This window comes from Leptotrichia shahii (genome assembly GCF_008327825.1).
Lineage (GTDB): Bacteria > Fusobacteriota > Fusobacteriia > Fusobacteriales > Leptotrichiaceae > Leptotrichia > Leptotrichia shahii.
The window spans coordinates 479,052-495,074 of the sequence record NZ_AP019827.1 but is presented as its reverse complement, the minus strand read 5'-3'; the positions used below and the strand labels follow the sequence as shown (position 1 = coordinate 495,074).

Genomic DNA, 16,023 nt, shown 5'->3' with positions numbered 1-16,023 from the left:
GAAGCGTATTTATACGTTCTCAAAACTTTTTTTACTATTTTCCGTCAAATACTGTTGGATATGCCTTATCATTGTTAAAAGCCCAAGAACCAGTATAATAATAACTATTATCACTTGAATTGTAAACTAAATCTTTACCTGCCTTCAGATGCATATATTTATATTTTTTCAAGTATTTTTTAGCTTTTTCAATATCCTGAACTAGCACTCCAACTTTTACATTTTCATAAGTTTCCCCATCAAATACACACTTTTCAAAGTTTACATCTACTCTAGAATCTTTAGCATTTATTTTTTTAAATTCGCCATATTCCTTTGGAATATTACAATAAGAATCCTTTTGAAGTTTTGCTGTTTTTTCGTGAACTTTCTTAGTTTCTCCAGCCGCAAACATTGTCATAGAAATTGCAAATAATGCAAAAATACTTTTTTTCATAATAAATTTCCTCCTAATTTATATATCTGAATCTTTTTAATCTGAACTTTCTGCTCTTTATATACAGAATTCTTGGGTAATAGATGTCTTTAATAGCCAACTAAATTTACCAAGCTATCCCCATAGTTCCTGTGGTTACTCTTAGCTCTCTTGTCGCATTTATATATCTCTTATAAATTCGGCTTTAAAACAACTTTACTATAGTATAGCACATTTTCTCTAATTTTTCCATTTTTTCTTATATTTAGATTATCAAAAACTATAAATTTTATTATACACTTAGGTTGCTTTAAATTAATCAAAATAAAACATTCAAAATTTTTTTGCTTTATTTTAAAGCAACTTTTTCTCTACAATCCCAGTACATCCTTCATGGTATAAAGCCCTGCCTTTTTTCCAAAAAGAAATTCTGCAGCTCTAACTGCACCATCTGAAAACATTTTTCTTGACAATGCTTCATGCTTTATCTCAATTATTTCATCATTTTTAGCATAAATCACAGTATGTTCTCCCACAATGTTTCCACCACGAATAGCATGAACTCCTATTTCCTTTTCGGCACGTTTACTATGCCCTTCTCTTCCATAAACTGTTCTGTAATCTTTTCCATTGCTATCCAAGCTTTCTTTCACAATTTCCAGCAAAGTGTTTGCCGTACCGCTTGGAGCGTCGATTTTTCTATTATGATGCTTTTCAACTATTTCAATATCAAAATCTTTTAATAATTTTGTTGCAAAAGCTACAATTTCATTGACAATATTTACCCCAACCGAAGTATTTGTTGCCTTAATTATTGGTATTTGTTTTGATGCTTCCTCAATTTCCTTTATTTGAGCTTCAGAATGTCCAGTTGTAGCGATTAATACTGGAACTTTTTTATTAATTCCCGCTTCCAGCACATCTTCCAAAAGGCTAAAATGTGAAAAATCTATAATTGCATCAAAATCCACATCATTTTCCTTCAAATTTTTAAAATCTCCATTTCCAAGCGGATCAATCAATCCAACAAATTCATTTCCAGAATTTATTACAGATTCTTTCACATATTGTGCCATAACTCCAGCACCATAAACTACTATTTTCATTTAACAACCTCCTTATAATTTCAAGTTCAATTTTTTAACACTATTATAAAAGACCGAAAACCTCGGTCTTTTTATATTGTTTTATCATGGTTACTATTTACTATTACTTAATATTTTTATTTTGCACGAATTACTTCCATACGGTAACCATCTGGATCTGTTACAAAATAATAATGCCCTGGTTTTCCAGGCAATCCCTTAATATCAGTTGTTTCATATCCAAGTGCCTTATGTTTTTCATTATCTCCTTCCAAATCATCCGAAGCAATTGCAAGATGTGAAAAACCATCACCAATCGTATATGGTCCATGGCCATAATTGTAAGTTAATTCAATTTCAAAATGTTCATCTGGAAGAGCCAAGTAAACAATAGTAAATTTATGTTCTGGATAATCCATACGGCGATTTTCTTTAAATCCAAATGCCTTTTCATAAAATTCAATAGACGCTTCCAAATTTTCTACACGTAAACAAGCATGCAACATATTTAAAATAGCCATTTTATCCCCTTCCTTTTTATTTTAATTTATTTTAAAAATATTTTAGCTGCTTCTTGAACCGCTCATATCAAGTTTAAGATGAGGTAATTTACCTTTTATCACTTTTCTTTCAATCAATGATTCTGAAGCTCCTACTTTTGTTAGTCTTTCCACAACTTCAATTATAAATTCATCATTTTCATCCAAGTCAAGATCAGCAGGCACTCCTAAAAGTTCCCTTCCTTCTGGTGTTGAAACTGGTGTATTTATGTATTTTATAAGCTGATTTGTATTTTCGTCAAATTTTACAGTTCCCCATAGTAAATCAATATTGTCTGAAACTTTGTCATTTGGTGCAATAGCTTCTGCTGAGTGAGCTACTTCTGAGAAGTTTCCATACTGATCTTCATATCCAATAGATGCTTCATAATTTTGATTTGCATCAATTTCAGTAATATAATGTGAACCAATTCTTTCATGTCTTATAATCTTTCTGTATTCATATCCGTCTTTAAACAGTTTTATAACTACATTATCAATAACTCCGTTATCTACGGCTAATCTTTCAAATGTATCATCACGAATTTCCCAATAAACGTATAATGTTGTAGGGTTTTTTGGCATTAGGATAAGTTCATCTGTAAAATATGCTGCTGGTAATGGAGCCTTGTCAAAGTAAATATCTTCATGATTAGATTTACCATCAAATTCCACACCTTTTGCAAATTTTGAACGGTTAATTTCAGTTTCTACATATCTACGTCTTATTTGATCTGGCGAAATTTTTTCATAGTTAAAATCTATAGCTTTAATAAGTTTTCTATATTTTCTCCCTAAAATTCCAAATAATTTTTTATTGGCAAAATTTCTATAAAATGTTCTGCTTCTTTTCATAAAAAAGTATTTTATCAAAATTTTTTCAATAATTTCTTTCTCAATAACTTCCATTGAGACAAATCTTTCCAGTTTTTTCAATTCTTTGTTATTTTTATTTCCAATTAATTTTTCATTAGCATAATTTCTATAAAATGTTCTTGTTCTATTTTTTTTCAATTGCTCCATTCCCATACCACCTTTACATTAATTTATTATAAATTATAGTAACCTTTTTTAAAATTTATATTAATACAATTTTGTAGAAGTTCGAGTTTTTATTTAAATTAATTTTAAAATTAATTAACTATATCTTACATATATTATATCACATTTTTTTAGAAAATTAAAATTTATTTTTTGCTCAAATTACTCTGAATACGCTTTTTCGTTCCTAAAATATCCCGATCTTCCTTTATTTTTTGATTTTTTGCCTTTTCAATAGCAACTTCCCTTGCCATTCTCTCAGCTTCTGCCTTAGTTGCTTCAACTATATTTACTCCCAGAATAACAACTTTATCCTGTCTAACTTCTAAAAATCCGCCCTCCAGATAATATGTCACATCTTCCTTGTCCTTTTCACGCACAAGCATTTCTCCTGCACCAATAGCTGTTATATAATTAATATGCTTTGCAAGTATTCCGATATCTCCACTTTCTGTACGTAATTTCACAAATTCAACAGGCTTTTCAAAAACAAGTCTTTCTGGAGTTACTGCTTCCAAAATAAATTCTGTTGCCATAAAGCCTCCTTCCATTTAAAAGTGATTTTTACAAATTTAAAAAAATTTATGGGAAAACAGGGAACGGTAAATCCCTGCTTTCTTTAATATAATTTTTAAAATTAATTATTCACTCATTAATTCTCTTGCTTTTGCAACTGCATCGTCAATTGTTCCAACATACAGGAATGCTTGTTCAGGCAAATCGTCGTGAAGCCCATCCAAAATTTCCTTAAATCCACGTATTGTTTCTCTTAATGGAACATATTTTCCTTTCATTCCTGTAAACTGTTCTGCAACAGAGAACGGCTGTGAAAAGAATCTTTGAATTTTTCTGGCACGGTTTACTGTCAATTTATCATTTTCATCTAGTTCATCCATTCCTAGAATTGCTATAATATCTTGTAATTCCTTGTATCTTTGCAATACTTTCTGAGTTTCCCTTGCAATTTTATAATGTTCATTTCCAACAATCTCTGGTTCTAGTATTCTCGAAGTTGAATCAAGCGGATCTACTGCTGGATAAATTCCAAGCGATGCAATTTGTCTCGACAATACTGTAGTCGCATCCAAATGAGCAAATGTCGTTGCTGGAGCTGGATCAGTCAAATCATCTGCTGGCACATATACAGCCTGAACTGATGTAATTGAACCTGTACTTGTTGATGTTATTCTTTCCTGCAATGCCCCCATTTCAGTTGCCAAGTTTGGCTGATATCCTACGGCTGACGGCATTCTTCCAAGCAAGGCTGATACTTCTGAACCTGCTTGAGTAAATCTGAATATATTGTCAATAAATAAAAGTACATTTTGTCCTTCTTTATCTCTAAAGTATTCTGCCATTGTAAGTGCTGTAAGTCCAACTCTTAATCTTGCTCCAGGCGGCTCGTTCATTTGTCCATACACTAACGCTGTCTTGTCGATAACCCCACTTTCAGTCATTTCATTATACAAATCACGTCCTTCACGTGTACGCTCTCCAACTCCTGCAAATACAGAAAGTCCTCCATGCCCTTTCGCAATATTATTAATTAATTCCTGAATTAATACCGTCTTTCCAACTCCTGCCCCTCCGAACAGTCCAATTTTTCCACCTTTTAGGTATGGAGCTAACAAGTCAACTACTTTTATTCCTGTTTCCAATATTTCCGAATCAGTACCTTGTTGTTCAAATGACGGAGCATCCCTATGGATAGATTCCCTTAAAACATCTGTATCAAGTTTTTCTCCATCATCAACTGTTTCTCCCAGTACATTGAAAATTCTTCCAAGTGTAGATCTTCCAACGGGAACTTGAATTGGTTTACCAGTATCTATAACTTCCAGCCCACGTCTTAATCCTTCGGTTCCAGACATTGCAACTGCTCTTACAACATTATTTCCATTATGTGAGTGAACTTCAGCTACTAATCTTTCGCCATTTTCATTATATACTTCAAGTGCATTGTAAATATCCGGTAACTGCTTTTCAAATTTTACATCAATAACCGGTCCAATTACTTGAACTAATTTACCTTTATTCATAGGTTAAGTCTAACCTCCTTCTTAAAATTCTGCGCTTTTATTTTGGTTAATATTTCTATTAATTATAAAATTACTGCACACCTAATGAACCACTTATTATTTCTGTCAGTTCCTGTGTTATTTGTCCTTGTCTTTCACGATTATACTGCACTTCCAAGTTCTTTATCATTTCAGAAGCATTATCATTAGCCTGTTTCATCGCCGACATTCTAGCCGAATGTTCACTTGCCGAATTTTCAAGCAACGATTGATACAATTTTATATTTAGTACTTGCGGTACAAATGAATTCAATACTTCTTCCTCTGATGGCTCAAATATATATTCCTTCGTTGGCAATCCTTCCTTTTTCTCAATCGGAAGCAATTTTTCCACTTGAATATTATACTCAATTGCTGATACAAACTTTGAATAAATCATATAAACTTCATCATAAAAATCATTCAAATAAAACTGCACAACATCTTCACTAATATTTTTTCCAGTTTCAAACATTGTTTCGGGAATCATTTGCGTATATTCACTATCTACATTAATATCCCGATTTTTACAATATTCTTTAGCTTTTCTTCCAATTGTTACAACTGAAACTTCTTTGCCTTCCTTTTGGAACTCCTTTTTCATACTTTCAAGCCTTCTAAAAGTATTTGAGTTAAAACTTCCGCAAAGTCCTCTATCCGATGTCATCACAATAATTCCAATTTTTTTAACTTCGGACTTTCCATCAAAAATTACAAATTTATTTCCTGTAAGGCTTGCAACTAGATTATCAAAGGCTTCATTTACAGCACGTGCATAGTTTCTTGATTTTAAAGTAAGAACTTGAAATCTTTTGAATTTAGTAGAAGATACAATGTTCATCGCATTTGTAATTTGACTGGTATTTTTTACACTGTCAATACGTTCTTTTATTTCCTTCATATTTGCTGCCATATATTTTCACCTGCTTTACCAGACATATTCTTTTTTATAATTAATTATAAATTCGTCAAGTTTATTCTTCAAGTTATCATCCAGTGATTTTTTCTCTAAAATTTCACTTAAAATATTTGAATCATTTCTAATTGCTTCTATTAAATCCTTCTCAAATGTTCTCAATTTTTCATTTGGAACATTGTCAAAATATCCATTTGTTACACAATAAAATGAAATTACCTGTTCTTCGACTCTATATGGACTGTATTGCGGCTGTTTCAGAACTTCCATAATTTTAGATCCACGGTTAAGCTGATCCCTTGTAGCCTTATCCAAATCTGATCCAAATTGTGTAAATGCCAGCAATTCATTATATTGTGCAAGTTCCAGCTTCACTTTTGAAGCAACTTGTTTCATAGCCTTAATTTGTGCTGCTCCTCCAACCCGTGACACAGAAACTCCTGCATTTATGGCTGGTCTGAATCCTGAATTAAACAAATCTGTTTCCAAAAATATTTGTCCGTCTGTTATTGAAATAACATTTGTTGGAATATATGCCGAAATATCTCCAGCACGTGTTTCTACGATTGGAAGTGCTGTAATTGAACCTCCACCTAGTTTATCGCTTAATTTTGCCGCTCTTTCAAGCAGTCTTGAGTGAAGATAGAAAACATCTCCCGGGTACGCTTCCCTTCCTGGCGGACGTTTCAACAATAATGACATTTCACGATAAGATACAGCATGTTTTGACAAGTCATCATAAACTATCAGTACATCTTTTCCTTCATCCATAAAATATTCACCCATAGCAACCCCTGAATATGGCGCTAAATATTGAAGCGGTGCTGATTCTGAAGCAGTTGCCGCAACAATAATTGTATATTCCAATGCCCCAGCTTCTTCCAATTTTTTATAAATTTGTGCAACCGTCGATCTCTTTTGTCCAATTGCTACATAAATACACAAAACATCATTATTTTTTTGATTTATAATCGCATCAATTGCAATTGCTGTTTTACCAGTCTGTCTATCTCCAATTATTAATTCCCTTTGCCCTTTTCCAATCGGGAACATTCCATCTATTGCTTTTATCCCAGTCTGCATAGGCTGTGTAACTGGCTTTCTTGCGATAATTCCTGAAGCCTGTCTTTCAATTGGCATATATTTGTCAGCTGTTATTGCACCTTTTCCATCAATAGGATTTCCAAGTGCATCAACTACTCTTCCAAGCATTTCATTTCCAGCTGGAACTTCAGCTACTTTTCCCAATCCTTTTACTATGCTTCCTTCCTTTATTCCTTGTGTTTTTCCAAAAATTACTGCTCCAATGTTACTTTCTTCCAAGTTTAGTGCCATTCCGATAGTTCCATTTTCAAACTCTAAAAGTTCTCCTGCCATAGCGTCACTTAATCCGTAAATTCTGGCAATTCCATCTCCCACTTCCAAAACCGTTCCAGTATTGGAAATATCCAGTGAACTTTTGTAATTTTCGATTTCGCTTCGGATTATTTTACTTATTTCCTCTGGCTTGATTCTCAAAGAAAAGCACCTCCATTTCTAAAAATTTTTCTTTATTTCATCAATTTGATTTTTTATTGAACCGTCTATAACCTCATTACCGATTCTTAAAATTCCTCCACCGATAATTCCCTTGTCAACTTTAAGGTTAATAACGACTTTTTTACCATATTTTTTTTCAAGTTTCTGTACTAACAGATCCCTTTGTTTTTCCGATAGCTCCTTTGCAAATATAGCAGTTATTGGAAGTTTATTATTTTCCTCATAATAAAGTTTCAAAAAATATTCCTTTATATCGCCAATCAACGATAACCGCTGTTTTCTTACAATGTATTTTACTATTCCAAGTGCTTCGCTAGATACATGATTAAAGGATTTTTCCAAAAATTTTTCCTTTTCTGGAAATTTTTTAAGAGGATCTTCCAAAATCTTCCTGAACTCCTCTTCCTCTGCGTAATTTTCCTTAAGAATATTCAATACTTCCCTAACTTCATTTATACTTTCAGAAGATTTTGCTATATTGTAAATTGCCGATGCATATCTTTTTGCAATCTCATCATTAGCCATTTTAATCTCCTATCTCATTAATAAACTTGTTTATAGTTTTATCCTGCTTTTCGTCAATGTTTTCCTTGATAATTTTTTCAGCAAGTTCAACCGCCATTTCTCCAACTTCCTTTTGAAGTTCAAATTTAGCATTTTGACGCATTTTTTCAATATCAGCTTCCGCCTTCATCATCATTCTTTCACGATTACTCATAGCCAGCGATATAATTTGATCTTTTCTGTCATCAGCCTGTCTTTCAGCTTTTATCAAAATATCATTAGCACGTCTTTTAGATTCCTTTTTCAATTTTTCAATTGATTTTTTTTGATCTTCCAGTTTTTCTTTTTCATTTTCAACAATTTCCATTTCAGATAAAGCCAGTTTTTTTCTATCTTCTAGAACTTTACCGATTTTTTTTGAAAAAGTTCGTGAAAAAAAATAGACTAATACTATAAAGTTTATTATTTCAATAGCCATCGTAAAGTCGATGTTTATTAATTTTCCTCCCATATTTACTCCTTAACTTTGAGAAATTAACCTGATTTTACATATTAATCCTATTTTCTTTTTTTATAACTCTTCACTTTTTAGAATTTTTTTATTCACTTGAATCTTTCATTCCTTTAAATTTAACTTTGATCTAAATTCTAAAAATACTCAAATACTATTTTTTTATTTTTAAAATCTTACCCTTTTAAGAAAATTAATAGGAATGCTATTACTAATGCATAAATTGCTGATGATTCTGTAATCGCAAGTCCTGTAATTAATGTTTGCATAATGTCTTGCTTAGCTTCAGGCTGTCTTGAAACTGCTTCTACTGCATAACCAGTTGCAATCCCTTGTCCTAATCCTGCTCCAACACCTCCTATTGCTGCAATTCCTGCTCCTAATAAAGCTGCTGCCTTAATTAATTCTACTCCTGCCATTTTTAATCCTCCTAATTTTTTTATTTTTTGTTTATTAAAGTTAACTTTGCCCTACAATGCTCTTATCTATACAAAATATCAGCTTTGAACATATAAAAGAATTTCAGGACTGTAATTTTTATTTTATTCCTCTTCACCCAGCGCTTCACTTATATAAACTGATGAAAGTATCGTAAACACGAATGCTTGAACAATACCAATGAACAAATCCAAATAAAGCTGTATAATCATCGGCCATCCGACTGAAAAGGAGAAACTTCCCTTCAGCATATCATGTGTCAATGATTGAAGCAAACCTCTACCAACAAGACTATACAAAAGTCCTACAATTACAAGTCCTGCAAGCATATTTCCAAATAACCGCATTGAAGTATTTAAAACTTTTGAAAAAATATCCACAATATTTAATGGAAACATAAACCACATTGGTTCAAATAGTGATTTTATATATCCTCTTAGTCCCCTTTGCTTTATAGATACCGCCAGGAAAAGTATAATTACCACAAGTGATAATCCAATCGTAGTATTTGGATCTGCTGTAGGCGTTCTAAAAAACGGTTTTACCATTTTAACTCCATCTTCATTAACTACCATCATAATATATGGAAACAAAAATGTGCTTAAATTTGAAAACATTATAAATGCAAATAATGCTGAAAAAAACGGCACATAATTTTTTTTATGCTTTCCAAATGTAGTTAAAAAAGTGTTTTCAATAAAGTGATAGTATTCTTCCATCACAATTTGCATTTTACTTGGATTTTCAACACTTGTTTTTTTTGTTCCAGCTCTTACAATAAACATAATTACAAGCATAAGTACCCACGTATTAACTACTGTCTGACTAAGCGAGAACTTAAATCCACCTAGAACAAAATTAAAATAATGCGGAGCTTCTACAACTGAACTTGGCGACTCAAATTTTACTGGTAAGAATGTCGAAATAATTGACAAAATCAGATTTACGACAACCATCATAAGAAATAGGAAGCCTAAAAATTTAAAAATTTTATTTTTCATTAATTTCCCTCCTTTCTCTCAACTTTGAGCAAAGATTAAAAAAACTTTGTTGCATAACATTATTATACTCCAATTAAATTCATTTTGCAAATTTTATTATTATTCAAATTAAACCTTTTATTTACAGTATATTTTACATATTTCTTCAAGACAACAACAAATTATTTAAATCACTTTTATTTTTTATCCTCACAGAATATATTCAGAACTTCTTAAACTCGAACTAACAAAATTAAGTAAAACTATAGATTAAAAAAAGTAAATGCTCTAAAAAAAGGGGATCTAGCCCCTTATCAAAAAAATTTAAATCTCTGAACACATTTATTTATCTATAAAATTACATAGTTACCGAATAATTCCAGTTATATTTTTTACTTAAAAAATTGTGTAAATAAAGTAATAATACTAATATTAACAAAGTCGATAAATAGTGAACCAACTATCGGAATCACAAAAAATGCCATTTTTGAGTAGACATATTTTTCTGTAACGGCTTTCATATTTGAAATTCCATTTGGAGTTGCACCTAATCCAAATCCACAATGCCCTGAAACCATTACAGCCGCATCATAATCTGACCCCATCGCCTTAAATGTTATCCAATTCAAATAGAAATAAATTAATATAACCTGTGCAACTAATAGAACAAGCACTGGAAGTGCCAAATCAATAAGCTCCCATAATCTCAAAGTCATCAATGCCATTGCTAGAAACAAGCTAAGCGCCACATCTTCAAGAATGCTTATTTCCTTAATTGGAGCATTTAAAGCCTTTACATTGTCAGATATATTTCTAATGATAGCTGCGATAATCATTGGTCCGATATAAATAGGAAAGTGTGCTTGAAAGCCTGTAAAATTCATAAGATAATCAATGAACATTGATAAATATGAACCAATCCCCATTGCAATTAAAATATAGAAAAATGCCATTGAGAAACGCTCTCCATCAAGATAAGGCTTTTGCCTTTTTAAAACTTCCTCATCAATATCTTCGTCACCGTGTTTTACTCTATCTTTTCTAAAATGTTCAGGCAATAATTTATGTTTGTTAATAAGTCTGCTAGCAATAGGCCCTCCCATCGCAGATCCCACAATAAGTCCAAAAGTTGCCGCTGCAATTGCAATCGCATTCGCCCCTTTGTACATTGAACCAAGAGCTTCAATTGTAGGTGCAACAGCCGCTGAAGTACCATGTCCACCGGTCATTGGAGTAGACCCCGTCATCAATGCAAGTAGTGGTGGAATCCCCACAAATTTTGAAAGTGTAACAGCAACAACATTTTGCATAACACATAATCCCGCTGCAACAAATAAAAAGATGACAACCTTTTTACCACCTTTTTTCAATACTTTAAGACTGGCGTTAAATCCTACACTTGTAAAAAACATTACCATAAAAAACTTTTGAAGTGTATCATCAAATTTAATTTGAGCCACATTCGTTTGCCTAAAAATAAAAACAATTATTGAAAATAAAAATCCACCAATAACTGGAGCTGGAATGCAATATTTTTCAAAAAATTGAATTTTTTTTCTAAGTTTCATTCCTATTAAGAGCAGAATAACTGCCAATCCAATTGTCTGGATCATATCCATATTAATTTTTACCATAAAACATTATCACCTCGATCTAATTTTTTTTTTCGTAATAAGTTATTATACTATAAAACCTAAGAAAGTGCAAACTTTAAAAAAATATTGAATGTTTATTTTCTGCTGGATTATTTTTATATGCCGATAAAACTGTCTAAGCGTAAGAAACTTTCTGGTTAGTGTATAAAAACATCGCAGACTAGCTAAAGTGCAAAAAATATGGTGAAATCTTTATCCCCTGCGATAAAAAATAAATAAAATATGTTTTCTGTTTAATAGAATCTAACATAAAATAAAAACCAGTATCATTCAAGTCTTGAAAACACTTCTGATACTGATTTTTACTAATTTCTTAAATTTCAATTTTAAATTAGTTTTTTCTAAAAATTACTGATTTTCAATATTGGCATAAGGCCCTTGAGCTAGGCTGTTTGTAGCATTTTTGGGGTTTGTCAGCAGAGACTTGTAACTAAAGAATATACTTCCTTTTACTTCTGGATAAGTTCTGTTGAAATTTACTTGATTTATTAATTCCTTTGCATTTTTCCAGTCGTTTACTTTGTAGGCTGCTTGTCCGATATATAAATCTGTATTTGTCTGTCCAGCATATTTGCTCCACCATTTTACAAGCGTATTATATTCAGCAGCTTTGAATCCCTGATTCCAGTAAATTTGAGGTGCAACGTAATCTATCCATCCTTTATTCATCCAAAGTAAAATATCCGCATACAAGTCATCGTAATTTTGTACACCTGCAGTTGTAGCAGAACCTCTTGATGGATCAGTAGAAGCATTTCTCCATACTCCAAATGGACTTATTCCAAATTCCACATTTTCTTTTTCATTTTTTATAGCTTTATGCAATTTTTCAATTAGTCTATTTACATTATCTCTTCTCCAGTCTCCAACTGTTGCAAAATTTTTACCATATTTTTGATATTGTGCTGAATCAGGATATTCTTGCCCTTTAACTTTGTATGGATAAAAATAGTCGTCCATGTGAATACCATCAACATCATAATTTTTTACAACTTCAACAATACTGTCTACAACGTAATCATCAACTTCAGGAATCCCTGGATTTAAATAAAGCTGTCCTCCATAAGAAACTGTCCATTCAGGTTTTTTACGTCCAATATTATCCTTTGATAATTTATCTCTTGATCCAGATGTCGAAAGTCTATATGGATTAAACCAGGCGTGAAACTCGATTCCTCTCTTATGTGCTTCTTCCACCATAAATTTTAATGGATCATAACCAGGATTTACTCCTTGAGTTCCAGTCAAATATTCAGACCAAGGTGAATATTTTGATGGATAAAAGGCATCTGCTGTTGGTTTTACCTGCACAAATACCGCATTCATATTCCATTTCTTTACATTATCAAGAATTGTTAAAAATTCTCTTTTTTGCTGATCTATACTAAGTCCTTTTTTAGATGGCCAGTCGATATTGCTTACACTTGCTACCCATACACCTCTTAACTCCCTATTTCTTGTTACTTTTTGATTATTAACTTTTGCCGCATTGTTACGATTCCCCACTATAATATTAGAGGCGTTCAACGAGGCTGCCGTTAAAACTGTAATTGCCAATAATGATACTTTTCTTAAAATTGCTTTCACCCGCATCTCCTTTCTGAATGTTAAATCTTCACTATCATTTTAGTATATTTTTCTCAAATTTTCAATATATATTCTCATTTATTTTCTTACTTTAATTTTTTCTTTTTTAGTATTGACTTTTATTAAAAAGTTGGATATTATTATATAGAAAAATTAAGTTAAAACAAAATATTACATAATCTAAATAAAAAATATTCAACAGACAAATTAAAATATCAAAAATTAATTTAACAAAAATCAATAAAAAAGAAGGAGGGAAGTGTATGTTAAAAACTAAAAAAAAGGAGCTTTTAAAAATATTAATCCTCATTTTTGTTTTTATATTCGCTGTATCTTGCAATAATATATTCAATTTTGGGAACAAAAACAAAACGAATAGTAAAAGTAAAGAAAAACAAGAAAATGAAGAAAAAAAACAAAAAGAGCAAATTAATGAAGAATACACAGGTATTACAGTTCCTTTAGATGCAGTTAATTTTTCAATTGAAAATGAACTGTTATACTATAATAAACAACTTTTTACAGGAAGAGTAACATTTACAACAAATGAAGGTTATAGTGGATATTTTACATTTAGTAACGGAGTGATGGAAGGAGTATATGAACTAAAAAGAAATGGTAATGTAGAAATTGGAAAAACAGCTGGAAATAAAGCTATATATGTAAAAACAAAATCAAATTCTGGTTATGAAAATGAAATTATATATGATGAAAATAATGGCTTGATAAAAGAAGTAAACTATGTAGATGGAGAGTATGAAGATAATTTTGATTTTTCAAATAAATTTTCAGGTAAAATAAAAAAATTTGGAAAAATATATAATTTTTCAGAGAGTACCAAAAAAATCAAAGATGGTCTAAACGATGAAACTGAGACTGAAAGTAAAAATAATAATAAGAATGAGATAATCGTTGATAAAAAAGATGAAATATTTATTTATAATTATTCTTTAAGAGAAGATGACGATTATATAATTATAACTGAAAGACAATATAAAGGAGATAAAAAAAATTATAGATATTTAGTATTTATGGGCGAAAAAGAAGAAATTTTCCCAAGATTCGGTAAAGATATGTTAAAAGTATTCAAGAGCATTTTTACAGATATACAAGGTGCTTCAAATGCTCAAATAAATACAAGTACAAATGCAAATAATGAAATAACTCAAGAAACTGCGACAAACTATCAGAGTACATCTACATCTGCGCCTTCTCAGAATAATAACACAAGTAATAATCAAAGTTCTGATGAAGATCTAGCAACATTGGATCGTGTCTATGACGAAGTCATTAATAAAGGAAATGAGAGTTATTTAAATAATTTTTCAAGCAGTCAGCTTTCTATTATTAGAAATACAATATATGCCAAAAGAGGATATATTTTTAAAAAAGAAAAATACAAAAACTATTTTTCAAGAAAAAGCTGGTATAAAGGAACTTCATATAGCGAAAATATAATAACACCTAATGAAAAAAAATTAGCTGAATTAATATTATCAAAAGAATAAAATAAAAAATTAAAAGGAGTAAAAAATGGAAAAAAATAATTTTGAAACAGGAAATCAGAATAATCAAAATCGGAATAATGGAAATTTTAATCCTATGAATCCAAATAGCCAAAATCGAAATAATGGAAACTTTAATCCTATGAACCAAAATAACCAAAATCGAAATAATGGAAACTTTAATCCTATGAACCAAAATAACCAAAATCGAAATAATGGAAACTTTAATCCTACGAACCAGAATAGCCAAAATCGAAATAATGGAAACTTTAATCCTATGAACCAAAATAACCAAAATCGAAATAATGGAAACTTTAATCCTACGAACCAGAATAGCCAAAATCAAAATTACAATAACATGAATCAAAACCAAAACAGCTATAACCATAATAGTTCCAATTACAATAATATGAATCCGAATCAAAATAATCAAAACTATAATCCAAATATGAATCAAAACAATAATTTTAATAATCAAAAACCTTTTTTGGATTCAATACTTGAAAAAGATAATCCACAAAATAAATTATTCTTAAAATTAATGTTTTGGATAAGTACGGTTGTATTTGGTTTGGTTGCTTGGATAACAATAAAAGGAATAATGATTTATATGCAATTTTTAAATTTACAAAAAGAAGGATTTTCACTTCTTAATTCTTCAGGAGATATGGGTATGCAAAAATTAGTGGCATTTGGAGGTAAATTAGCAGCTACTTCTTTGGAAATTTTCTCTATTCGTAATATTTTGAAATATATATTTATAGTTTTGATTGTAATACTAATATTAATCTTCTTAAAACTTCGTAAAATAAATAATTTATCTAAATTTGTAAATATAAATTATTTATCAGTAATAATATTTTGCATTGCTGGTATTGCTGAAATTAAATATACAGATTTTATTGATAAATTTGCAGGTTCATTATTAAGTTTAGAAGAAGGGGATTCAAGTGCTTTATCAAATATTCTTAATAATGCTCCAGACATATTTATGATAAAAATTTGTTTTATAGTTCTTCTTGTATTTTCATTAATTGCAGTTGTTACAAATTTCTTCTTAATATTTAGAAATAAAAAATTTGAAATGCAAGATATACAAAGAGAATTTAGAACAATGAAAAATAAAGTTATGAAAAATAATAATAATAATTATAACCAAAACAACAACAATAATAACAACTATAATAATGAAAACTGGAACAATAACACAAATAATGATTATAATAATCAAAATTATAGATAAATAAAAAG

16 protein-coding genes are annotated in these 16,023 nt (G+C 30.5%); 2 read left to right on the top strand and 14 right to left on the bottom strand.

The features are described from left to right. Positions 1–34 precede the first annotated feature (34 nt). From F1564_RS02355 to F1564_RS02290, 14 genes are all read right to left on the bottom strand, one after another. On the bottom strand, positions 35–436 hold the full coding sequence (locus tag F1564_RS02355) for a hypothetical protein (RefSeq protein WP_018450777.1): 402 nt from the start codon (positions 434–436) through the stop codon (positions 35–37). Between the two features lie 350 nt (positions 437–786). Further along, the gene (gene dapB, locus F1564_RS02350; protein ID WP_018450778.1) at positions 787–1,521 is read right to left on the bottom strand and encodes a 4-hydroxy-tetrahydrodipicolinate reductase; all 735 of its coding nucleotides are present in this window, start codon (positions 1,519–1,521) and stop codon (positions 787–789) included. A 116-nt stretch (positions 1,522–1,637) separates the two neighbouring features. Then, on the bottom strand, positions 1,638–2,021 hold the full coding sequence (gloA, locus tag F1564_RS02345) for a lactoylglutathione lyase (RefSeq protein ID WP_018450779.1): 384 nt from the start codon (positions 2,019–2,021) through the stop codon (positions 1,638–1,640). 42 nt (positions 2,022–2,063) lie between these two features. Beyond that, the gene (locus tag F1564_RS02340) at positions 2,064–3,062 is read right to left on the bottom strand and encodes a DUF4912 domain-containing protein (protein WP_018450780.1); all 999 of its coding nucleotides are present in this window, start codon (positions 3,060–3,062) and stop codon (positions 2,064–2,066) included. A gap of 164 nt (positions 3,063–3,226) precedes the next feature. After that, positions 3,227–3,616, bottom strand: coding sequence for an ATP synthase F1 subunit epsilon (atpC, locus tag F1564_RS02335; protein ID WP_018450781.1), 390 nt, complete (start codon positions 3,614–3,616; stop codon positions 3,227–3,229). Positions 3,617–3,721: 105 nt separating this feature from the next. Next, positions 3,722–5,119, bottom strand: coding sequence for a F0F1 ATP synthase subunit beta (atpD, locus tag F1564_RS02330; RefSeq protein ID WP_018450782.1), 1,398 nt, complete (start codon positions 5,117–5,119; stop codon positions 3,722–3,724). Between the two features lie 70 nt (positions 5,120–5,189). After that, the gene (atpG, locus tag F1564_RS02325) at positions 5,190–6,050 is read right to left on the bottom strand and encodes an ATP synthase F1 subunit gamma (protein ID WP_018450783.1); all 861 of its coding nucleotides are present in this window, start codon (positions 6,048–6,050) and stop codon (positions 5,190–5,192) included. Between the two features lie 15 nt (positions 6,051–6,065). Beyond that, positions 6,066–7,571 carry a F0F1 ATP synthase subunit alpha gene (gene atpA / locus F1564_RS02320; protein ID WP_018450784.1) on the bottom strand — a complete coding sequence of 502 codons (1,506 nt, stop codon included), beginning with the start codon at positions 7,569–7,571 and terminating at the stop codon, positions 6,066–6,068. Between the two features lie 18 nt (positions 7,572–7,589). After that, positions 7,590–8,117, bottom strand: coding sequence for an ATP synthase F1 subunit delta (gene atpH, locus F1564_RS02315; RefSeq protein ID WP_018450785.1), 528 nt, complete (start codon positions 8,115–8,117; stop codon positions 7,590–7,592). A gap of 1 nt (position 8,118) precedes the next feature. After that, the gene (gene atpF / locus F1564_RS02310; RefSeq protein ID WP_147004122.1) at positions 8,119–8,607 is read right to left on the bottom strand and encodes a F0F1 ATP synthase subunit B; all 489 of its coding nucleotides are present in this window, start codon (positions 8,605–8,607) and stop codon (positions 8,119–8,121) included. Between the two features lie 176 nt (positions 8,608–8,783). Next, on the bottom strand, positions 8,784–9,026 hold the full coding sequence (gene atpE, locus F1564_RS02305; RefSeq protein ID WP_018450788.1) for an ATP synthase F0 subunit C: 243 nt from the start codon (positions 9,024–9,026) through the stop codon (positions 8,784–8,786). A gap of 123 nt (positions 9,027–9,149) precedes the next feature. After that, the gene (gene atpB / locus F1564_RS02300) at positions 9,150–10,046 is read right to left on the bottom strand and encodes a F0F1 ATP synthase subunit A (protein WP_018450789.1); all 897 of its coding nucleotides are present in this window, start codon (positions 10,044–10,046) and stop codon (positions 9,150–9,152) included. A 371-nt stretch (positions 10,047–10,417) separates the two neighbouring features. Continuing rightward, complete coding sequence (gene gltS, locus F1564_RS02295; RefSeq protein ID WP_018450790.1) at positions 10,418–11,659, bottom strand: sodium/glutamate symporter; 1,242 nt, start codon at positions 11,657–11,659, stop codon at positions 10,418–10,420. Between the two features lie 369 nt (positions 11,660–12,028). After that, complete coding sequence (locus F1564_RS02290) at positions 12,029–13,273, bottom strand: glycoside hydrolase family 10 protein (RefSeq protein WP_232053388.1); 1,245 nt, start codon at positions 13,271–13,273, stop codon at positions 12,029–12,031. A 257-nt stretch (positions 13,274–13,530) separates the two neighbouring features. On the opposite strand from F1564_RS02290, the gene F1564_RS10250 reads away from it, so the two are divergent. After that, positions 13,531–14,775 (top strand): YARHG domain-containing protein, encoded by a 1,245-nt coding sequence (locus F1564_RS10250; protein ID WP_018450792.1) that lies wholly within the window; start codon positions 13,531–13,533, stop codon positions 14,773–14,775. 25 nt (positions 14,776–14,800) lie between these two features. Further along, positions 14,801–16,015, top strand: a complete 1,215-nt coding sequence (locus F1564_RS02280; RefSeq protein WP_149201883.1) for a hypothetical protein — start codon at positions 14,801–14,803, stop codon at positions 16,013–16,015. Positions 16,016–16,023 lie beyond the last annotated feature (8 nt).